The 24,134-nt window shown below is 41.2% G+C and carries 8 protein-coding genes and 1 pseudogene; 5 read left to right on the plus strand and 4 right to left on the minus strand.

Annotated elements, in window-relative coordinates:
* Positions 1–37: 37 nt before the first annotated feature.
* Positions 38–1,806 (plus strand): annotated as a pseudogene (locus tag UB51_RS01200) (SulP family inorganic anion transporter).
* Here the strand turns inward: UB51_RS01200 and UB51_RS01205 are convergent.
* The 3 genes from UB51_RS01205 to UB51_RS01215 are packed head-to-tail and all read right to left on the minus strand — an operon-like array spanning position 1,800 to position 4,377.
* On the minus strand, positions 1,800–2,768 hold the full coding sequence (locus UB51_RS01205; protein WP_044879814.1) for an ABC transporter ATP-binding protein: 969 nt from the start codon (positions 2,766–2,768) through the stop codon (positions 1,800–1,802). The pseudogene UB51_RS01200 and the gene UB51_RS01205 overlap by 7 nt on opposite strands.
* Positions 2,769–2,803: 35 nt before the next feature.
* On the minus strand, positions 2,804–3,604 hold the full coding sequence (locus UB51_RS01210; RefSeq protein ID WP_044875719.1) for an ABC transporter permease: 801 nt from the start codon (positions 3,602–3,604) through the stop codon (positions 2,804–2,806).
* Complete coding sequence (locus tag UB51_RS01215; RefSeq protein WP_044875720.1) at positions 3,601–4,377, minus strand: ABC transporter permease; 777 nt, start codon at positions 4,375–4,377, stop codon at positions 3,601–3,603. The genes UB51_RS01210 and UB51_RS01215 overlap by 4 nt, the downstream gene beginning before the upstream one ends.
* Positions 4,378–4,610: 233 nt before the next feature.
* On the opposite strand from UB51_RS01215, the gene UB51_RS01220 reads away from it, so the two are divergent.
* Entirely contained in the window at positions 4,611–5,123 is a 513-nt protein-coding gene (locus UB51_RS01220) for a hypothetical protein (protein WP_052675719.1), read from the plus strand.
* Between the two features lie 82 nt (positions 5,124–5,205).
* Here UB51_RS01220 and UB51_RS01225 read toward each other — a convergent pair whose 3' ends face one another.
* Positions 5,206–5,823 (minus strand): nitroreductase family protein, encoded by a 618-nt coding sequence (locus UB51_RS01225; protein WP_044875722.1) that lies wholly within the window; start codon positions 5,821–5,823, stop codon positions 5,206–5,208.
* 255 nt (positions 5,824–6,078) lie between these two features.
* Here UB51_RS01225 and UB51_RS01230 point away from each other — a divergent pair, with 255 nt between their 5' ends.
* The 3 genes from UB51_RS01230 to UB51_RS01240 all read left to right on the plus strand — a co-directional run bounded on the left by UB51_RS01230 (position 6,079) and on the right by UB51_RS01240 (position 24,121).
* Positions 6,079–6,531: a cupin domain-containing protein gene (locus UB51_RS01230; protein ID WP_044875723.1), complete on the plus strand. Its 453-nt coding sequence runs from the start codon at positions 6,079–6,081 to the stop codon at positions 6,529–6,531.
* A gap of 547 nt (positions 6,532–7,078) precedes the next feature.
* Positions 7,079–8,290 (plus strand): ACP S-malonyltransferase, encoded by a 1,212-nt coding sequence (gene fabD / locus UB51_RS01235; RefSeq protein WP_044875724.1) that lies wholly within the window; start codon positions 7,079–7,081, stop codon positions 8,288–8,290.
* Between the two features lie 57 nt (positions 8,291–8,347).
* Entirely contained in the window at positions 8,348–24,121 is a 15,774-nt protein-coding gene (locus tag UB51_RS01240) for a non-ribosomal peptide synthetase (RefSeq protein ID WP_044875725.1), read from the plus strand.
* The last annotated feature ends 13 nt before the right edge of the window (positions 24,122–24,134 follow it).

The raw sequence follows: 24,134 nt of genomic DNA on the forward strand, positions 1-24,134 counted from the left end.
TCAAATATTCAAATATTAGAAAAAGAAGGTACATGGGATGAAGTGGACAGGAAGGTTCGAGGGTTATAATAAATCAATGTTACGGAAAGACCTTATCTCTGGACTGATCGTGGGGATTATCGCCATTCCACTAGGGATGGCATTTGCTATTGCTGCTGGAGTGAATTCGGAATATGGGATTTATACAACGATCATTGCTGGAATTATCATTTCTCTGTTGGGTGGATCCAAATTTCAAATTGGGGGACCAACGGGTGCATTTATTCCTATTATTTTCGCTATAGTTATCCAATATGGATATGAAAATTTATTGGTTGCTGGTTTCATGGCAGGGATGATTCTAGTACTCATGGGTGTATTTAAACTAGGGGTGCTCATTAAGTTTATACCTAAGCCGGTTACGGTCGGGTTTACTGCAGGTATTGCTGTAATTATCTTCAGTGGTCAGATAGCCAAATTGTTAGGACTACAGGGATTAAAGAGCCATGAGAATTTCCTGCCTAATATGAAGGAAATCGTTATGCATATCACGACTATTAACTCATACAGTGTCATTACTGCAGCCCTTTGCTTCGCAGTTATCTTACTAACTTCTAAATTTCTACCAAAGATTCCAGGTTCGTTGGTTGGTCTTGTGATATCGAGTGTAGTTGCAGCTATATTTTTTGAAGGACATGTAGCTACCATTGAATCTTCCTTCGGTGCTATTCCGAGTTCACTTCCTCAATTTCATATACCAAATATAACATGGGGTACTGTACAGAACCTCATAGGTCCAGCCTTTCTTATTGCTATGCTGGGTAGTATTGAATCTTTGTTATCAGCTGTCGTTGCGGATAGCATGTCGGGAAGTCGTCATAATAGTAACCGTGAACTTATTGGGCAAGGGATCGCTAATATGGTGACGCCATTGTTTGGGGGGATTCCAGCGACGGGGCTATTGCCCGAACGGCAACGAATATTAAAAGTGGGGCAGTATCTCCATTATCCGGCATTATACACGGAGTAGTTGTTTTCTTAGTTCTTATATTATTTGCTCCTTACGCATCTCATATTCCATTAGCCAGTATGGCACCTATCTTAATGTTGGTGGCGTGGAATATGAGTGAACGCAAAGAGTTTATGCATGTATTAAGAACAAGAACAAGTGACTCACTTATTTTACTGATTACCTTTTTATTGACGGTATTTACAGACTTAACAACAGCAGTAGAAATAGGCCTAGTGTTAGCTATCATTATATTCGTGAAGCGAATGAGTGAAATTCTGACAGTTACGAAGGTACTACCTGATCTCGATGCAGTCGACGAGCATTTGAAGGGACATATGGTAACCGAAAATCACGATTGTCCACAAATCAATATCTATACGATTAAAGGTCCATTATTTTTCGGCGCAGCAAGTTTATTTGCTAAATCTATCATGGACACGATTCATAGGAACCCTAAAATTGTGTTACTGAGAATGGGTAAAGTACCTTTCATGGATACGACGGGTGACTCACAATTAGCTAGCATTGTGAAATATTCTAAGGCTAATGAGGGACAGGTGCTCCTATCAGGTATTCAGTCCCAACCTATGGAAGTATTGAGAAAGACGGGATTGTGTGAGCTGATAGGAGAAGAACATTTCTTCGAACACACGGGAGAAGCTATTAATCACGCTCTGCACCAATTAGATCGTAATAAATGCGTGAATTGTAAGCACTTTGCATTTCGTGAATGTTCGGCGTTATCGAATGTTACTCCCAATGTAGCAACACTGGTAAAGCAAGATGCTAAGTCCATTGGAGTGAGTCCTCAATAAACTCGGTGGATAATATCCTCAAAGGCTGGTTCCTCCATATGAATATCTTCGACCTCGCCCCATGTGCTCAGCTCACGAAGAATGTCCATAGCATTCAATTCTTCTCTGTTAATTTCGACGGTGACATCGTGATCATTGGTTTCAACGATATTTATGGGGTGCGTCGACGATACTGGAACATGAAATTCGCCAGTAAAGGCTACAGTGATTAAAGTAGGGAGACCAATCTTCTTTCTTAGATGTTGGATTGTTCCATCATAAGTTAATTCACCGTGATTAATGACCATGACCCGCTCACATAGTTGCTCAATATCGTCCATATCATGGGTAGTGAGTAGGACGGTCTTACCAAATTCTTTATTAAGCGTCTTCAGGAAACCTCTAATGTTTCGCTTTGCAGAGATATCTAGACCAATGGTAGGTTCATCCAGGAATAGGATGTCTGGGTCATGAATCATAGCTGCGGCAATATCAGCTCGCATGCGTTGACCCAGTGATAGCTTGCGAACGGGTGTCGCCCAGAACTCTTCTAGATCTAGCAATTCTGCTAATGTACCTAATCTCTTCATTTTGTCCTTGGGGTCTACTTTGTACATGTGTGCTAGGATGTCATAGGAGTCCTTTACTGGTAGATCCCACCAAAGCTGGCTACGTTGTCCGAAGACGACACCTAACCGTTGAACTACAGAGCGACGATCACGATGGGGATTCACACCATGAATACGAACTTCTCCAGATGTTGGATGGAGAATGCCAGTTAGCATCTTAATGGTTGTCGATTTACCAGCACCATTAGGACCGATATAACCTATGAAATCTCCTTGATCAATAGTGAAGTTAATGCTACGTACCGCTTCTCTTATATGATATTGTTTGGAGAACAGTGTCCTGAGCCCTGAGAAACGACCTTCTTGCACAACAGGGGTGTGGAAGCTTTTACTTATATTCTTAACTTGTATAATAGGTGATTTAGTAGACATGATATCCTCCTTCTCCGTTAACTTCCCGTACTTTGATATTTCGTCAATCCGAACGTCCAGAATCGTAAAGCGGCAATTAAGCAAATCATAGCAATGCCTGCCACTCCGAAGAGAATCCAGCCTCCTAGTTCACCTCGCAGAATAAATAGTGAAGGTACATAGTTAACGAAGCCCACAGGAATCACGACAAGTAGCATAGATTTCAGCCAACTCGGATAGATGGTAAGCGGATACCTCGCCGCGGTATGCGAAGCATCTTCTGTGAGTGTTTGTAGCTCAGAGATACGTGTAAGCCAGAAACCGATCGTTGCCGTAGCCAGACCAATTGAGAACAGAATGACAGCACCTGTACTAATAATGAAAAGCGTAAGTGGAATGGCTACCCAAGTAATCTGACCAGCATGAATAAGACCAATCATTGACCAGCATAGAATAGCTCCTCCTTGCAGAAGCTCACCAAGCATTAGTCGGAAGTTTTGCGACATGAGTGCTAGTAATATAGGGATGGGTCTAGTGAGAAGCTGGTCTAGATCACCACTAACTAAATAATTCTCAAGGTGATGTACATCGTTAGCGAAAGTGCGATAAATGGTTTTGGAAAGTGTCATGACGCCAAATAGGTAGCCAACTTCATACAATGACCAGCCTTTAACGGCACCAAATTTATTAAGCACGATGGCGATCATCAAAAATTCAGCGATTTGAATGAGAGCGGCTAGGAAGGACGATAGTAGAAAATTAAATTTATATTGCATCCGGCTTTTCAAGCTGGTCCAGATAAGAATCGTATACATTCTAAATAAGAAATGGTCATTCATCCGCCCTGTACCTCCACTTTGGTGCGCAAGATGCTAGTGACAATGAGACACAAAAAGGTTAGGAATATGCACCAGAATAACGAACCAAGCAGGAGAGATCCATCTTCGAAACCAAGATAAATACGAGTTGGAACATATAACAGGAAGGGATAAGGTGATAGCCAACTAATGGTTTGCAGCCAAGACGGCAACCATTCGAGTGGAATGAAAAAGCCAGCAAGCAACGTGATCATGGCATGATTTGTCCAATGTAGCCAATTGGATTCGGTCGTCCACAGTGCAGTTACACCGATGAGATAGTTCATACAGATAGCTAGATAGGCAGCACTAATCAAACCTAAGATACAATAAAGAATGGAAGACCAGTGATTGGGGACTCGAAGTGAGAATACGAGAAGGTAAATGGCGTAGATAGGGATAGATTTGTACAAAAATTGATAGGTAATTTGTCCCCATTCCTTGCTCATAAGATGTGGGAATAGATGAACGGGTCGCATAAGATCAAGTGAGATCTGACCGGTTCGTACAGATTGGGGGATGCCTAGTCCGTTAGTCATAAATCCCGAAATCCAGAGCGCAGCTTGTGTAAATGCAATGTAGCTGACCATACCTTGAATTCCGTATTCTCCGAGGGAGCGGCCCTCGCCGATGCCGATCCAGATGGAGGCATACATGTAGCCGAACAGTGCGCTCGCAATATTATGCAGCATATGAGCGCCACGATATTGCAAATTACGGTTGTAAGCTTTTGAAGCCAAAGTTAAATAAAGCATGAAGCACCTCCGATAAGTGTGTGGACGAGTAGATTCGTCGACTTCAGTCAAGGTGAAAATGAGAGAAGGGCAATATCATACCAATATATGTATCTTGTGGCAAGATAAATTTTTATGAATGATAGTCATACTTAATTGGATTCCATTTCCTGTGAACTTTCTTAAAGATATAATATAATCCACAAAGCATGCTAGGGTTATAGGAATATAGTGAATGGGAAGGGGTTATTCAATTGAAGAGAGTATTAGGTTTAATAGTCTTGATTTTGTTGTTTTGCAGTGTAGGTATTCCACACGCGAGTGCTGCTTCTCGTACATTCAAGCTAGATAAGAATACGGTAGCTTCGCTAAAAGCAGGGAAGATACCTGGCTTTGATATTCAGTTAGGGATGAAAAAGTCTCAAGTAGTGAAATTACTGGGTAGTCCGAAACGGTCGTACAATTGGACTGGGGGGCAATTCTGGATATTCAACAAGCTTCCGTATGCAGGACTTTGTTTCAATGTTCCGGGCTCTCCCGCTGGCCAACTATATGGAGTATCCATTGGTAGAGAAGGGTTCCCGAACAAGACATTTGCTAAAGTAAAAGCGCAGTTAGGAAAGCCCAGCTATATCGGCGAGGATGATGCTGAGGGTGGCTATGTTATGATGTATGAATATGGTGAGGTAACTATTTACTTCACCGCAGATACGTTATCAGGAACTATAACAGGAATCGATGTAATCAACAAATCGCTAATAGAATAACAACTACTTTACTTTGGAATTTATTTTGAAAAGAAGCTTGCTAAAGTCAGATTTAGACTTGAGCAAGCTTCTGCATTTGTAGTCAGAAAAACTCAACGAATTCATTGACTGGCTTACGGTAGCCGCGTGGTCTTATTTTTCGCTTGTTGTCTTTTCCAATCGTGATCATCATAACGGGAACCAGATGGTCTGGCAGATTCAAGGTGGTCTTGATCGCTTCTGGATCGAAGCCAATCATTGGACAAGTATCCCAGCCTTTATCTTGGGCAATCAGCATGAACTGCATCGCAGACAGGGACGCATTACGGATAGCTTCATCGCGTTGAAAAGCATCATTTCCTATGTAGGCACTGTTAATAGATTCGATTTGTTGATCGAATTGCTCCTGCGACATTGCACCTAGCATCTTAAGTCCTCCGTATATTTCTGGTGCTTGCAGATAAGCATGCTTATCCCCCAGTACTATAATGACTGCTGAGGCTGAGTGGATTTTATATTGGCCGTAGGCACCCTTACGAATCTCTTCTTTTAAATTCTCGTCGGCGATAACTTTATAGTGTGTATGTTGAAGATTATAAGCCGATGGTGCCAGGCGAGCGTAAGAGAACATTTCCTCCAGCTCATTCTGAGGGATCTTGATACCCTCCACAAAATTCATAGCTGATCTGCGAGATTGAACTAAATCTATAAAAGTAGTCATGATTTAAGCCTCCATATCTTATTGTAATAATTGTATTGCTAATATTAATAAATCAACTTACTAATTTATACTAGTTAACTTAAAGTAACATATATTGATACTGGTCGTCAATGATGAAATGTATTATAGGCAATAAAATTTCCTCAGTCAGAACACGATATGGGATACAGAGCGTGACGAAAGTTGTGAAATCATGTAAAATGGGCTACAAATATATCTAAGCTATTTACTTAAAGAATAGGGAGAGAAGTCGCTATGGAGCAACAACAATCACCGTTGGTTAAGCAATTAGGAATGGATAAGCATGTGGAAGGCGGATGGTACAAAGAAGTATGGAAAGCATCTTATAAAATTCCTAAAGAAGTATTAGGACCTGAATACTCCGGTGCTAGAGCTGCAGCAAGCTCAACGTACTTCTTATTACACCCAGGTGAAGTGTCAGAATGGCATGTCGTGTTGTCAGATGAACTATGGCTGTATCATTCTGGAGGTCCTGTGGAACTCACATTAGGTGGAAGTGAAAAGAATCCCGAAGAGGGCGAGAAAATTATTATTGGGATGGACATTGAGAATGGACAACAGCCACAAGCACTTGTACCCGCTAAAGTGTGGCAAACGGCAAAAGCCCTGACCGATGAACCTGCATTTGTAACTTGTATTGTAGCTCCAGCTTTTCATTTCGATGATTTCACACTTATTGAGAAATAGATCGGCTAAGAGATAAATAGTATAGATAAAGAGGAATCTTCCAAATTTATGGGAGGTTCTTTTTTTTTTTTGTATTTAATGTATTTAAGAGACTGGTATGGAGTATCTTCACTACAAGAAACGTGAAACCCTGCGAAACGAAGAAGGGTATGTCCTTTCCGTACGCCAAATGACAGGGCCAGAGAGTGTGTTTGGACAACTAAAGAACAACCGGGGATTTCGGCGTTTTCTATCTTTGAGATAGTTATTTATTTTTACATAAAGTGTCAACAGAATGCAAAATTAACATAATTATTACAAAAAATTTACATTAAATAATTGACTAAAAAATTAAATATGTTATGTTATGGATAATGATCTTTAATATGGATTTATTAATAATAATAATTAAATAACACTAATAATACCATTTTAGGAGGGCGTTATAGTGTGACTGATCATCTTCGCTTTACCACTAAATAACATCAATCGCTAACACTTCCAACTCTTTTATGTTCATTCAATTGGACAATTTCGTAGAAATTAATTAGAGAAATGAGGTCTGCAGATGACAAAAATATCCTTTTTGTTCCCAGGACAAGGTTCTCAATATGTAGGTATGGGGAAAAAATTGTGGGATCAATTCAATACGGCAAAACTATTATTTGAAGAAGCAAATGATACGTTAGGTTGTGATCTTACTAAACTATGCTTCGAGGGCAGTCATTTACAACTCATGCAGACTATGAACACACAACCAGCTATTTTGACTGTAAGTGTCATCTCTTTTGAAATTGGTAGACAAGAACTTGGATGGGAACCTTTTCTTATGGCAGGGCACAGCCTTGGTGAATACTCTGCTCTTGTATGTGGAGGTGTTATGTCGTTTCAGGACGGGCTCCGAATAGTAAGGAAAAGAGGAATGCTTATGCAGGATGCGGCTTCCTCGGGTCTAGGAGCTATGGCAGCAGTAATGAATGTTTCTAGAGAGCAGTTGGAGCAATGGTGCAGCGAGATTTCTACAGAAACCAAGCAGGTTGTGGTCGCATGCTGTAATTCATTGCGACAGCATGTTGTGGCAGGCCATCAAGAGGCCATCAGCGAAATTAGTGACAGGTTGAAAGTGATCCCTAGTGCTAGTGTTAAATATTTGAATGTCAGCGCCCCTTTCCACAGCCCAATGATGAGCTTAGCGGCAGACAAATTGGTAGATGAATTGAATCAATACGAGCTAAAAAACTGGCAGTGGCCCATTATTTCAAATGTGACTGCTCTTCCGTATGAGAGCCAAGAGCTGGTTAAACTTCTACATCGTCAAATGACACATCCGGTTCGTTGGTTAGAGACGATGGAATATATGTATCGGAATGGAGTCAGCCAGACGGTAGAAATCGGGCCCAGGCAGGTACTGAGTCAACTGATGAAAGAAAGCTTTCCCACAATACGGACCCATCATTTTGAGAGCCCGGATGAGTTAGAGAATTTACGCGCAACGTTCGATACAGTGCAATATGGTCGTACAGCGATCAGCGCCCGTATTCAGGAAGCTTTAACCGCAACTTTAATTGCCCGGAACCGCAATAAGGATACTGAACAATATATGAAGGGTGTTATAGAGCCTATCAATCATGTCAAAAAGATCATTGACCAAATTAATAATGATAGAGATATCAACATGACCAAAACGATGGATCAAGTAAGGGAACTTCTACAATTTATATGTATTAGCAAGCAACTATCTACGGATGAACAGTTAAAAATCGTAAAAAAACTACCATAAGTGCTTTAAGGGTAATGTGTGAATGAATCGATAATACATTGTTTGGGGAGGAAGAACATGTTTACGAAGCAATTTACAACACTAATCGACGTTATTGAAGAAAGAGGGAAATCGGAAAATAGAGGAATCACCTTTATTGAAAGTGATGATCATGAAGACCGTCTCACATATAAAGAACTGTATGAACAAGCGTTAGCCTTTCTCGGTAATCTTCAAGCATCAGGAGTAAGTCAGGGGCAGGAAGTTGTGTTTCAAATAGAGAATAACCGTTACTTTATCATTGCTTTTTGGGGTTGTATCTTAGGTGGAATAATACCCGTTCCGGTCAGCATTGGAAATAATGATGAACACAAGAGCAAGGTATTTAAAATTTGGGATGTGTTAGCTCGTCCCTATATGGTGACAGAATCTAAAATACTGGATGATTTACATAAATATACAATAAAGAGTGGTCAGAACGATCTATACGACTTGATTCGAGACAAGGTTACGCTAATTGACGATAGTGATCTATTTTTACAACAGCATCCGGCACAAGTGTACACCGCCAAATCGGAAGAAATTGCATTTATCCAATTTTCTTCAGGTTCAACGGGTGATCCGAAGGGGGTCATGCTTACACATAAGAATCTTATTTATAACACTAGTGGGATACTTAATATCTCGAAAGTTACCGCAGAGGATTCATATTTACAATGGATGCCCCTAACTCATGATATGGGGTTAATTTGCAACCATATTTCACCTGTCGTAGCTGAGTTGGAACAGTATATTATGTCGACTTCTCTATTTATTCGACAGCCATTACTGTGGATTAAGAAAGCAAGTGAACATCAAGTCACTGTTATATCATCCCCAAATTTTGGGTATAAATACTTCTTACAATTTTTCAAACCAGAAAAGGTAGTAGATTGGGATTTATCGCGAATTCGTGTCATATATAACGGGGCCGAGCCAATATCAACAGAGTTATGCAATACTTTTTTAGACACACTCGATGCCTATAAATTGAAACGCACTTCTATGTGTACTGTATATGGTTTAGCTGAGGCTTCTGTCGGAGTTTCTTTTCCTAACGTTGAAGATGAGTTTGTGACGATTTACGTGGATCGTGAACAATTGGGCATCGGGAAACAGGTTGTCGAGGTAGACGCGCATTCTGCTAAGAGCTTGTCCTTTGTAGAGGTTGGTTATCCAATTGATTACTGTCAGTTTCGGATTTGTGATGAGAAGAATAACGAAGTGGAAGATAATATCGTTGGTCATATACATATTAAAGGGAATAACGTGACTCAAGGGTATTATAGAAATCCCGAAGCGACTCGAAATCTATTAACTTCTGACGGTTGGGTGAGGACGGGAGATTTAGGATTTCTTCGTAACGCTCAGTTGGTAATAACCGGTCGTGAGAAGGATGTTATTTTTGTTAATGGACAGAACATATACCCCCATGACATAGAGCGGATCGCAGAGGAAGTCGATGGAGTAGAACTCGGAAGAACAGCCGCATGTGGGGTTTATAATTCGAAACTGAAGAAAGAAGAAATTGTTTTATTTATCGTTTCAAAGAAGAAGCTGGAGAAACTGATCCCAACTGTTGCGGAGTTAAAGAAACTTCTAAATCAAAGGGGCGGATGGGAAATTGCTGACGTAATTCCGATTAAGCGTATGCCCAAAACGACTAGCGGAAAAGTACAGCGGTATAAGCTCGGCCAGCAGTATGAAGACGGGGAGTTTGCAGATATTTCACAGCAATTAAGAAACTTTGCACTTGCTACTGAAGTGGAGAAGGACGATCTGAGTAAAATAGAGCTCACCCATAGTGAACTTGAGCGGGAAATACAAGTTATTTTTCGTGAAGTGCTGGAAAGAAATTCGGTCAGCATTCAGGGCAGTTATTTTGATATGGGGGCAAACTCTCTACAACTGGTTCAAATAGCAGATCGGATAGAACAGAAATTTTGTGTAAAATTAAAAGTTACTGATTTGTTTGCCTATCCATCAATTATCGAATTATCCAAGTACCTCAAATCTGAATCAGGCGAGAGGATCAAGAGTGATTCTAACCAGAATGAAGATACAAGAAGGCAAAGAGATATCGCCATTATCGGAATTTCACTTAATTTACCGGGTGCTTCAGATCTCCAAACATATTGGAGCAATCTAGCAGAAGGCCGCGATCATATTGAAGCTTATAGTGCTAGCAGACGAGAAGATGCTAAAGATTATTTATCAGTTATAGGTTGGGATAAACAGGAATCAGAATTCAGAGTAGGTGGTTATTTAGAAGAAATCGATACGTTTGATTATGCTTTCTTCAAATTAACACCTAATGAAGCAAAATTCATGGATCCGAATCAACGATTATTTACGCAGCAAGCTTGGCATACGCTTGAAGATGCGGGATACGCAGGGGACAAATTGCGCGGTCGAAGTGTAGGTGTCTATGCTGGATTTTCAAAAGTTGGGTATGATTATGAACGACTTATTTCCAAATATGATCCTGAACGGATCTCTAATTATATCGTAGGTAATTTACCGTCAGTTTTAGCTAGTAGAATTGCTTATTTTCTTGATTTAAAAGGTCCAGCAGTGACCATAGATACGGCCTGTTCTTCCTCATTAGTTGCAGTTCATATGGCATGCCAAGGAATTCGGAACGGTGAATGTGAAATGGCTATTGCCGGTGGAGTTAGGGCATCACTATTGCCCATTTCATTAGGATTAGATATGGAATCTCAAGATGGGCGGACTCGAGCGTTTGATGCTGATTCTGATGGGACAGGGGTAAGTGAAGGGGTAGCATCTGTGCTATTAAAGCCGTTAAGCCAAGCGCTGCAGGACGGGGACCATGTGTACGCAGTCATTAAAGGGAGTGCAATAAACCAGGATGGTACGACGATCGGGATTACAGCTCCGAATCCAACGGCGCAGACGGAAGTAATCCAAGCGGCATGGAAAGATGCGGGCATTCATCCGGACACACTTACTTTTATAGAAGCCCATGGTACTGGAACGAAGTTGGGTGATCCTGTCGAATTCTCTGCTTTGGAAAAAGCTTTTATCAGCTATACAGATAAAAAACAGTACTGCGCGCTTGGTTCCGTAAAGGCGAACATTGGACACACATTTGAGGCGTCTGGGATCGCCGGTCTGATCAAATCGGTTCTCATGCTTAAACATCGACAGAATCCGCCGTTAGTTCACTTTCGCCAACCCAATAAAAATATAAATATTGAACAGTCACCTTTTTATATCAATACAGAACTAGCAACTTTTGATGTGTCACAGCAACCGTTACGCTGCGGAGTCAGTTCTTTCGGTTTTAGCGGGACGAACTGTCATATCGTCATGGAAGAATATGTAGATAAAAAAGTGGATGAACAGGCAAAAGACATTGTCCAACCCTATATATTTACTCTATCAGCAAAAAACGAAAGCTCGCTTAATGAGCTAATCTATCGGTATAAGAGCTATGTATCCGCATCTTCGGGAGACTCTATTGCGGACATTTGTTACACGGTTTCTACAGGCCGTGCTCATTTAGAACATCGACTTGCTTTCGTGTGCACGACGCGAGAAGAATTGATCCATAAACTTGACGCCCTGATTTCAGATGGAGACCAACCCGGAATATACAAGGGAGTTTATAGAGTTGTTACAGAATCTGAGTATTTACGAAAGCAGGGCGAAATAACAGAAAATGAAATAAATGAAATTAGCGAAGAAATGACAGAGGAACTGGTCGCGATTTCATCGGCTTCTATAGCAGATTGGGATCGATTAAACCGAATATGTGAAAGGTATGTTCAAGGGGCCAGAGTGAATTGGGAACATTTATACTCCACTCATCCTGCTAGGAAAATCCCATTGCCTTTATATCCCTTTGATCGTAAACGTTGCTGGATAGAGATTGAACGCATCGATAAACAAGAGGTGGAGCCGAGATTCATGCAATCAAATACGGCTGAGTTGCTGATGACGACAACTGAAGTATCTGACCACTCGTCTGAGGTACAAGAAACCATTAAACAAATGGTAAGCCAAGCTTCAGGATTAAATGTAGAAGAGATTGATGAATATGCTCATTTCTTGGAAATGGGTCTTGACTCCATTATGCTCGTCCAAATCCGTAAGGAAATAAATCAAATCTTTCATGTAGATATAGCTATTGAACGTTTTTTCGATTCTATAACCAATGTGGACAGTTTGACACAATTTGTAACCCAAAATGCCAATTTACACCCAATCAGATCCAAGAGACAAGACGATCCAATACAAAAAGATACTGTGTTGAATGGTTTGGAAGAGCAACGGTTACAATCGGCAGCGACTGCTTCAGCAGAAATTGAAGATCGGATACAAGCGACGGTGGGCGATTCTGCGATTGAGCGTATTTTCGCACGACAGCTTGAATTAATGAATGTCCAACAGCAGAATGTATCAGATATTGTTGGACGACAACTGGAACTATTAAGCGGTCGTTCAATGAACGAAGGTATTTCTCAAATGAAGGTACAAGAGGTTCGTCCTCTAAAAGTAGTCAAAGGCGGACAGGATGAAGTGAAACCCTTTATTCCTTATCAGCCTATGATCATCGGAGAGAATGGGGACTTTACCGAACAACAGAGGAAATACTTGAACCAATTTCTTGATCAGTATATGAGCCTTACGCAGGGCTCCAAATCATATATTCAACAGACTCGTTATGTGCATGCCAATAACCGTAATGTTCCGGGGTTCCGCTCTTATTGGAAGGAGATTGTCTATCCAATCGTAGCGAAGCGTTCTTCTGGAGCAAAGATGTGGGATGTAGACGGTAACGAATATATCGATTTAACAATGGGATTCGGTGTCAACTTATTAGGTCATAATCCTGATTTTATCGTTTCGGAAATGGAGGCTCAAGCCTTCTCTTCGTTGCCGCCATTAGGTCCGATGTCTGATCTGGCCGGGGAAGTAGCAGACAGGATTAGTCGAATTACAGGTGTGGATAGGGTAGCCTTTTACAATTCAGGCACTGAGGCTGTGATGGTTGCATTACGTACAGCAAGGGCCGCTACAGGACGATCGAAAATAGTCGTATTCTCCGGTTCTTATCACGGTACTTTTGATGGGGTACTAGGAGTTGCTCATCCAGAGTCAGATGAGGGGTCAGCGCTCCCTATGGCACCGGGAATACATGCGAATTACGTCCATGATGTGTTGATGTTAAATTACAATAAGCCAGAATCATTGGATATTATTCGCAAGCATGCACATGAATTGGCTGCAGTCATAGTGGAACCGGTACAGAGTCGTAGACCGGATCTGCAACCACATCAATTTTTGAAGCAGCTCCGGGAAATAACTTTACAATCTGGTACAGCTCTTATTTTTGATGAAGTGATTACTGGTTTTCGGATTGGTCTGGGTGGGGCACAAGCTTGGTTCGGAGTTCAAGCGGATCTTGTTATTTATGGGAAGGTGGTCGGTGGCGGTTTACCTATTGGTATTGTTGCTGGCAAAGAGCAATTTATGGACCCTATTGACGGTGGAACATGGACCTTTGGAGATGCTTCTTATCCATTGAAGGCAGCTCAAAAAACGTTTGTGGGGGGGACCTTCTGTACCCATCCGCTCACAATGCGTATGGCATTAAAGACAATTGATTACCTTGAATCACAAGGCTCCAAGCTATATGAAGAGCTGAATCATAATACGAACTACCTCGTGTCGGAATTGAACTCTTTTTTCAAAGAAAGAGGCGTTCCAATCCATATGGTTAATTACGGCTCACTGTTCCGGTTCGTATCCTTTGGTGACATCGAATTGTTCTTCTATCATTTAATTCATAAAGGTCTTTATGTATGGGAAGGGCGTAATTGCTTCTTGTCCACAGCACATACACAAGATGATATTGATACCATTATTCATATCGTGAAGCAGAGTGTCAGTGATTTACAACGAGGTGGATTCCTACCAGGTACTCCGCATCCGCCAGATGGTGACGATGGGAATAAAGTCGTTCGTGAGCAGGCAGTGGTATCACAGAAAGAGGATGAATCCGTTACTGCAAGCTTGTCGAATGAACAAAAACAACTGTGGATTGCTTCTGTAACAGGTGGCCCGGCTTCTGCTTCATTAAATGAGTCCGTATTGCTTAAGATGAACGGAGTACTGAATATACAAGCATTGAAGCAAGCTGTAAACACGTTGACGAGGCGGCATGAAGCACTACGAACAGTCATTGATCCTAGCGGCGAGTTCCAGGTCATTATGCCGGAAGTCGAAGTTCCGGTCATCGTGGAAGATTTCCGAGGAGAATCAGCGGATGGTAGCAAATCCAAGATAGAAAGTTGGTTGGCAATAGATGCTGCTAGAGCATTTGACCTGCATGCTGAACAACCGTTATTTCGGATAACAGTGCTACAAGTGGCTGACGCGGAGTATCTTATGGTGCTTACCTTCCACCATATTGTCGTAGACGGTTGGTCCATTGCCGTGTTCGTAGGGGAACTGGAGGTAGCTTATTCTGCTATATGCCACAATTATATACCTGAGTTGTCTGAAGCTGTACCGTTTCGTTACTACTTACAGTGGCAGGAAAAGCTACAGCATAGCGAGGAGGCCGATAAAGCAGCGACATACTGGGCAACTAAATTTAATAAATCTATTCCAGTGCTGCAGTTGCCTTCCCCTAATGGACATTTGTCTAAAAAGACATTTAATGCAAATAGGTATACCTTAAAATTAGATCGCGTTATAACGAAAGAGCTAAGAACATTAAGTATAAAAAGTAAAAATAGCTTGTTCATCACGATGCTCACAGCGTATAACCTGTTTTTGCATCGGTTGGCAGGGCAGCGGCACATTATTGTCGGCATTCCGACGGCGGGACAGTCCCAGATGGGTGAAACCCATCTGATAGGTAACTGTGTGAATTTGTTTCCGGTATATACCCAGGTCGATGGCAGTGACTCCATTACGGATTACCTTCACACTGTCAAGATGACTATGCAACAACTGGATTTATATCAAGGTTTCTCTTTGGCTAAATTAGTCGAAAGAATACCGAGTGTCCGGATGCCTGTCATTAACATTTTGTTCAATATGGATCGACCAGTACGGAAATTGAATTTCAATGGGCTGGATACGGAGATCATTCCCTATCCAGTGCAGTATTTACATTACGATCTGTTCCTGAACGTGACGGATATTAATCAGGAATTGTGGCTTGATTTCGATTACAGTACCGATCTAATTGAACCAGATGTCATGAAGATTTGGGCAGAGGCGTATCGGCAGTTACTTCTGGGTATGATTCAGGACTCATCTGTAACGGTTTCTCATTTATCGCTGTTAAATGATGATCATGAGCAGACTTTGACAGAGATTTGGAATAACAATGGGGGCAGATGTGTACTTGATCTATACAGACGTCCAGCTCCGATGGGTGTTGTAGGTGAAATGTTTATGCTTGATCTGAAGGACAACGGTTTCGTAGCAGGTTCATCCATTGAGAGGAACATTCCTTTAAACGAAAACATAACTAAGACGGGGAAACAAGCTGTTATCATGCCTTCCGGGGAAATGATAATATGCGGTGAAGTTCAGCGGATGGCGCTAATACGTGGATATCGTGTGAATCTAGCCCAACTGGAAGAAGCATTATTGAAGCTCAAGAGCTTGAAACAAGCTCAAATTGCAATCCGAACGTTAGATAGGGATAACCAGCAAGAATTGATTGCGTATGTTGCAGTACCAAAAGAGTCAGCTAATCTGGCACGGATCAAAGCGGAGCTGGCAGATACACTACCTGAATATATGATTCCTCCTCATATTGTACTGTTGGAATCGTTCCCTTTGCTTGCGGATGGGACGATTGACGATCATGCTCTTCCAGCACCAGACACCGAACATAACGAACAAGAACCGTTGAATGAGACGGAGGTTACACTTGTTCGTATGTGGTGTGAAATGCTTGGAACGGAACGAGTAGGCGTTCATCAACATTTCTTTTCGCTTGGGGGAAATTCATTGAAAGCGACGGTCATGTTGTCACGAATCTATCAGGAATTCGGACACCAAATCCCGATCGGACAATGGTTTCAATATCCTACGATTAGAGAGCTAGCAAGTTTAATTAGCGGTGGAGAGGGTAACTTGTATCAGCCGATTCCTATTCAGGAGCAACATGAAATATATGAAATATCTACAGCACAAAAGCGGATTTACGTTCTCGATCAGTTGGAGGCGGGTACTTTAGTCCACAATATTCCGGGTCAGATTGTAATGGAAGGGAAGCTAGATGCAGATCGATTAATCGCTGCACTGCAACAAATCGTTAGTAGACATCATGTGTTCAGAACGACGTTTGAAATTCTTAATGGTGAAATTGTACAACGATTAGGTGAAGAATTTATATTGAACGTACCGTTTACGGATTTGCATAATCCGTCGGATGTGGAACAGAGATTCCACAATTTTGTGAAGCCGTTTGACTTAATAGAAGCACCACTGTTCAGAGTGGAACTTCTGAAGTGCTCAGAATCCGAACATATTTTGTTTATCGATATGCATCATATCATCTCAGATGGCTATTCAATGGCGATATTCATGGAAGAACTTGTGAAACTATACGAAGGGCAATCGATGCCTGAATTAAGAATTCAGTATTCCGACTTTTCCGTCTGGCAACATCAAATTCTCAATGAACAACGGATAAGTGAGCAAGGAACGTATTGGCTCAAGCAATTTGAAGGCGAAATTTCAGTCTTAAATTTACCAACGGATTATCCAAGACCGACTAAGTTGAGTATGGAAGGGAAGAGGCTAACCGTGCGCTTGGATGAACGGTTGACGAAACGGCTTCACCAATTGGCACAACAGACCGATACTTCCTTATTCATGGTAATGCTGTCTGCATATAACATTTTGCTGCACAAATATACGGGTCAGAATGATCTGATTGTGGGTTCGCCCGTATCTGGACGTAATCATCCGGACATTGAATCATTGATTGGCGTGTTTATTAATACGGTCGGAATCCGTAGTTGTTCATTAAACGACAAGGTGTATCGCGAATATCTTGAAGAAGTGAAGTACAATAGCATCGCTGCATTCGAAAATCAGGATTATCCGTTCGAATTACTTGTGGACCAACTGAATATACGGAGAGATATCAGCCGAAATCCATTGTTTGATACGATGTTCATTCTGCAAAATATGGATATTCAATTATCATCCAGAGTAGATGTTACATTCAGACCGATTGAAAGGAATCTGGGCGTGTCACCATACGATCTGACCTTAAGCGCTGAGGACTGGAACGATCAATGTATTACGCTCCATCTGGACTACAGTACAAAGTTATTTAAGGAAGAAAAAATCGAACGGATGCTAACCCATTACGTGAATATTGTGAATAGTGTAGTAGATAACGTAGATGTGCACATTTCACAGATTCATATGTTAACTGAAGAAGAACAACAACAGTTGCTATTTGATTTCAACGATACAGAACTTCTGTATGACAAACACCAGACGATCCATCAATTGTTTCAACTTCAAGTTGAACGTACACCAGATGAAATTGCTATTGAAAGCGGCAGTAAGCAATACTCCTACAATGACTTAGATGTAAGATCCAACCAATTGGCAGCAGCTCTTCGTGAGCAAGGGGTATTGCCGGGAACCGTTGTGGGTGTAATGGTTAAGAGATCAATCGATATGATTGTCGCTTTGTTAGGCGTATTGAAAGCTGGGGGCGCCTATTTACCAATTGATCCTGATTATCCAGTGAATCGGATCGAATACATGTTGACAGATAGTGCTGCACAAATTTTACTTACGCAATCAGATTTGATTGATCAAGTTGAATGTAATGCGAGAAAAATATGTATTCATGATGACAACTTATACACGAAAGAGATCGATAACACGCGATTTCAAATGAACAACGCCGACCATATTGCATATGTCATTTATACGTCTGGCTCAACAGGTAATCCCAAAGGGGTGATGATTACCCATCAAGCAGTGCACAATTTTATCAATGCGATGTGTAAAATAATTGATTTTACGCCTGGAAAAACAATACTAGGGCTGACGACGATCTCTTTCGATATTTTTGTTCTTGAAACTTGGGTGCCGTTGACGAAGGGATTAAAAGTAGTCATTGCAGATGAAATAGAACAGATGGACCCCAAAGCACTACATCAGCTCATTACTAATCACAACGTGGAGATGTTACAAATTACGCCATCTCGTTTGAAAATGCTAATGGCGGACGATCCGGTAATGACTTTTCTCGAAAAAGTAACCGACATTATGGTCGGTGGAGAGCCTCTACCTATTCATTTAATGAAAAGGTTAAAAAGTTATGCACACTTACGGATTTACAATATGTATGGCCCGACGGAGACCACGGTATGGTCTTGTGTGAGCGATTTAACATTTAAAAATAATGTAGACATCGGTCATCCTATTGCGAATACGCAAATTTACATTGTTGACACAGATAATCAACTCGTACCGATCGGTGTACCGGGAGAGTTGTGTATTGCGGGAGACGGTTTAGCTGCAGGTTATTGGAAACGAGAAGATTTAACGGAACAGAAATTCGTCGATAATCCACATGTTCAAGGGTACAAAATGTATCGCACAGGGGATATGGCGAAATGGAGAGAAGATGGCTCCGTTGAGTATTTAGGAAGAACAGACCTTCAGGTTAAAATCCGCGGATATCGGATCGAGTTAGAAGAAATTGAAAAAATGATGATTAAGCAATTATCGGTTCAAGAAGCAGTTGTGGTAGCCAAAGAGGATGAAGATGGCAACAGTTATTTATGTGCATACTTTGTGCCAGAGGGAGAGACGGAGCTGGGTCAAATAAGGGACAACCTGTTACAGGTGTTACCAGAATATATGGTACCTTCTTACTTTATTCCGCTTGAGCAGATGCCGTTAACACCGAATGGGAAAATTGATAAAAAGGTGTTGCCGAATCCGGAAATAAGCTATTCCAGTATTACTGTATATGTGCCACCACGCGATGCAATAGAAGAACAATTAGTAACCATATGGCAGGAGGAATTAGCTCTTGATCAGGTCGGAATAAACGACAACTTTTTTGAACGAGGAGGGCACTCCTTAAAAGCGACAATAATGAGAGTAAGGATGAATAAGGAATTTGGAGTTGATATACCATTGAGGGGGATCTTTCAATATCCTACGATCAAGGGAATATCCGAACTGCTTCAGCGCATGGATCAAAAGATACACATAGAAATTCCGGTTGTAGAGAAACGGGAGTATTATGGTGTGTCAGCAGCTCAAAAACGATTGTTCATATTGGATCAAATGAATGCTACTAATACATCGTATAACATGACAGCGGCCTTTGAAATACAGGGAGAATTGAATATTGGTAAATTGGAAAACACCTTCAATACAATGATGCAACGGCATGATGCATTCCGAACATCATTTAAGATTGTAGACGGTGAGCCGGTACAAATCATTCACTCTGATATCGAGTTTAAGCTCGAGGACTACGGAAAAGTAAAGAGCACTGAACTGAAACGCCTTACAGAACAATTTATTACTCCATTTGATTTAAGTGTAGCTCCGTTATTTCGGGCAAGTTTGGCTCAACTAAATGAACAGCATTATGTGTTGTTTATCGACATGCATCATATTATTTCAGATGGTACATCTGTAGGTTTGTTCATTGATGAGTTTAACGCCCTGTATAGCGGTAGTGAACTTCCTGAACTATCGATTCAATACAAGGACTATGCGGCATGGCATAATGAACGATTTGTTCAAGGCGTTTACGAAGAACAGAAACAATATTGGATGGGTAAATTTGCAGGGGAGCTTCCAGTGTTAAACATGCCAACTGATTTCCAGAGACCTCAACGGCATAGTTTCGATGGGGGTAAGGTTGAGTTCATCATTCCAAGTGGACTTTCGTCCAAGTTAAAGAAGTTAGCAGGAGAGACAGAAACAACACTGTATATGATTTTACTAGCTGGATATAGCATCTTATTATCCAAGTATTCAGGACAAGAGGATGTCATTGTAGGTTCCGCCGTAGCTGGAAGAGATCATACTGATCTACAGCAAATGATGGGGATATTCGTAAACACGCTTGCGATGAGAAGTAAGCCAGAAGGTGGAAAGAGCTTCCGTTCCTATTTAGAGGAAGTAAAAGAAACGTGCATGAACGCTTATGAGCATCAGCAGTATCCATTTGAGAATTTGGTAGAGGCACTTGCGATTCCGAGAGATTTAAGTCGCAGTCCACTATTTGACGTTATGTTAACAATGCAAAATGCGAGTGTGGAATCATTCCAAATGGAAGGATTAACGGTCAATCCGTATCCATTAGAGCAACAATCGACAAAATTTGATATATCACTACTTGCAGAAGTACTCGCAGATGAGATTCGCCTGGAATTTGTATACTGTTCTAACCTATTTACAAGCGAAACCATGCAACGGTTTGCTCAGCACTTTGTCAATGTACTCCATGTTGTATCAGAACAGAGCGAGCTTACCTTGGCAGATATCTCACTTCTATCTAATGAGGAGAAGGTTCAATACCTCGCTTTAAATGATAGTACAGACGCTAGAAGGCAACCGAAATTCAGTACAGTGGTCGAATGGTTTGAAGATCAAGTCAAACGTTCGCCTGATCGAATCGCTCTCGTATATGGGGAAGAAAGATGGACCTTCTCTGAACTGAATTCTAAGGCTAATCAGCTTGCGAGAATGATGATTGAGAATGGTTTCATGGAAGGTTGCGGTATTGCTGGAATCGTTATGGAGAACCGTCCGGAGACGATTGCGGCCTTGTTGGCTACGTTAAAAACGGGCGGAGCTTATCTACCTATAGATCCGGAGTTCCCAATTGAACGGGTCGAATATATGCTCAACAATAGTGGCTCCCGATACTTATTAACGTATGAACAACATTTAGATCAGGTGGGGTCAACGATTCAGGTATATTTGCTAGATCGTTTAAAAGCATATGAAGGACATGGCCATAACTTAAATATTCAAGTGAAAGAACATGATCTTGCCTATGTGATTTACACGTCAGGAACGACAGGTATACCTAAGGGTGTCATGCTCGAACACCAGAATGTTGTTAATTACATTCACTGGTTTACCTCGACATACGAGATTAATAGTAGCGATAAGACGATACTTCTCTCATCTGCCAGTTTTGATCTTTGTTATACCGCTTTATATCCTGCACTTGTCAGTGGTTGTGAATTGCATATGCTCGACCGACATGATTATGTAGATCCTGAATGTGTGCTGAATTATATTTCATCTTGTGAAATTACCTTTCTTAAGGCTACACCCTCCTTATTCCATATTATGGTGAACCATGAGCGATTTAAGACGAGAGATCTATTGGATTCATTGAAACTTATCGTTCTTGGAGGGGAAAAGATCAAGGTTCAGGATATCGAGCAATATTATGAACAATATCCACACACAATGTTTGTGAACCATTATGGACCAACCGAAGCGACAATCGGGTGTGTTGCTCATTCAATAGATTTGGTTGGATTCAAAGCATTTCACCAGCAGCCTGTAATCGGGAAACCGATATTTAATACACGAGCTTACATTGTTGATGCCTACGGCAACCCGCTACCAGATGGTGTTCCAGGAGAGCTTGTTATCGCTGGAAATGGACTTGCGCGGGGGTATATAAATCAAAGTGAACTTACAAAACAAAAATTTGTCCAATTCCCGTTTAAATCTGGAGAGAGGGTATATAAAACAGGAGATCGGGTCAAGAAATTACCGAATGGGGACATTGAGTTTATTGGAAGAATAGATCAACAAGTCAAAATCAGAGGTTACCGAGTAGAGCCGGCTGAGATAGAAGCACATGTAAAGACGTATTCAAATGTTCAGGAATCCGTACTGATGGTCAAAGAAAGCGATGGTACAAAGTACTTGTGTGCTTATATTGTCACGCAGCATGCTCTAAGCGCCGCTGAGGTCCGGAATTATTTGGCGACACGGTTACCCCATTATATGCTACCTGCGGCTTTCGTTTTCCTTGGTCAAATGCCTTTGAACGAGAACGGGAAAGTAGATTATAAAGCGTTGCCGGAGCCCCTTACAAACATTGAGTCTTCAGAATCATACTCAGCCCCTGTCAACGATATCGAGGAAGCGTTGGTGCAAGTATGGGAGGATACATTAGGTGTTAAGGGAATTGGGACAGATCATCATTTCTTCGAATATGGTGGGGATTCAATCAAAGCATTGCAAATCTCTTCTCGGTTAATGGCGTATGGTCTGAAGATGGAAATGAGAGACTTATTTAAATACCCTAGAATTAGAGAGTTAAGTAGGTATGTCCAACCATCCACCAGCGAAATAAGTCAAGAATTGGTGACAGGTAAAGTGGAGTTAACTCCAATTCAATATCGGTTGTTTGAGCAAAAGTGGGAGCATGTAGGCCATTACAATCATTCCCTCATGTTGTATAAACCCGAAGGTTTTGAGGCGGAGCTGTTAACACAATCATTTGCCCATATGGTTGAGCATCATGATGCTCTGAGGATGAGCTTTAGCAAAGGAGATAACAGTGTAGTACAGTTCAACCAAGGGCTAGAAGGACACACGTTTTTTAAATTAGAAGTCATTGATTTTACAGGGAAAGACGATTATCGAGCTGATATTGAGCAACAATCGGCAAGGCTACAAGCTGGATTGAATATCGAGCAAGGTCCACTTATCCAATTAGTTTTGTATCGTACAGATATCGGTGATTATTTGCTTATTATTATTCACCATCTTGTGATAGACGGTGTATCTTGGCGGTTTATTCTGGAAGACTTCACGATGATCTATAAGCAATTACTTGAACAGAAAACGATTAAACTTCCTGCGAAGACGAATTCCTTCAGTGATTGGTCAAAGCGTCTTGCGAAGTATTCAGTAAGTAAAGCGTTGCTGAATGAAACAAAGTATTGGAGTCAAGTAGAGCAGACAAATACGGTAGAATTGCCTGTCGATCACATCATCGAATGGAATAAAGCTTGCGATCATGCCATTGTGAAAATGACATTGGATACTGACATAACTCAAAAGTTATTAACAGATGTGCATCATGCTTATAGTACGGAAATAAATGATATTTTGTTAGCAGCCTTGAGCCGGACGCTTCAAGAATGGGTCGGTTCTGACCCTGTGCTTATTCAGATGGAAGGACATGGACGAGAAGCAGTGATTAAAGAGATCGATGTGTCGAGAACAGTTGGTTGGTTCACATCTGTATTCCCATTCGTACTTGGAACAGAAGGAGTAAATGAATTCTCAGAGATCATTAAGACGACCAAGGATAATTTGCGGCGTATACCTGGCAAAGGACTTGGTTATGATATTTTACAATATTTAACTGTAAATGATTCATCAGTAAACCTTCCATTACAATTCCAACTTAAACCGGAAATCGTATTTAACTATTTAGGACAGTTTGACAAGGCAAGCGCTCAGAGCGACTTGTTTGAACTTTCAGATTTGTCCACTGGACCGGAGATAGGAGGGCAGATCGAGAAAGTTCAGAAGTTGGAGTTAAACGGGATGGTGCTTGGAGGTAAGTTGACAATGGATTTGGTTTATAACCAATACCAGTATGATGCGGACACGATACAAAGGTTGGCAAACCGGTATAAAGACCATCTAATCGAAATCATCCATCACTGTTGCCACAAACAAGAAAAGGAAATGACACCTACAGATTACCAATACAATAAGCTGTCACAAAAACAGCTAGATACTATCTCTAAAAGACTAAAAGGGAAGCGGTAGGTACGGCTAGATA

This window comes from Paenibacillus sp. IHBB 10380, assembly GCF_000949425.1.
Lineage (GTDB): Bacteria > Bacillota > Bacilli > Paenibacillales > Paenibacillaceae > Paenibacillus_AQ.

What these genes read in the sequence shown, in the direction of transcription:
- UB51_RS01215 (WP_044875720.1), bottom strand. Translation starts at nt 4,377, where the DNA reads ATGCTTTATTTAACTTTGGCTTCAAAAGCTTACAACCGTAATTTGCAA.
- UB51_RS01230 (WP_044875723.1), top strand. Translation starts at nt 6,079, where the DNA reads ATGGAGCAACAACAATCACCGTTGGTTAAGCAATTAGGAATGGATAAG.
- UB51_RS01240 (WP_044875725.1), top strand. Translation starts at nt 8,348, where the DNA reads ATGTTTACGAAGCAATTTACAACACTAATCGACGTTATTGAAGAAAGA.
- UB51_RS01225 (WP_044875722.1), bottom strand. Translation starts at nt 5,823, where the DNA reads ATGACTACTTTTATAGATTTAGTTCAATCTCGCAGATCAGCTATGAAT.
- UB51_RS01210 (WP_044875719.1), bottom strand. Translation starts at nt 3,604, where the DNA reads ATGAATGACCATTTCTTATTTAGAATGTATACGATTCTTATCTGGACC.
- fabD (WP_044875724.1), top strand. Translation starts at nt 7,079, where the DNA reads ATGACAAAAATATCCTTTTTGTTCCCAGGACAAGGTTCTCAATATGTA.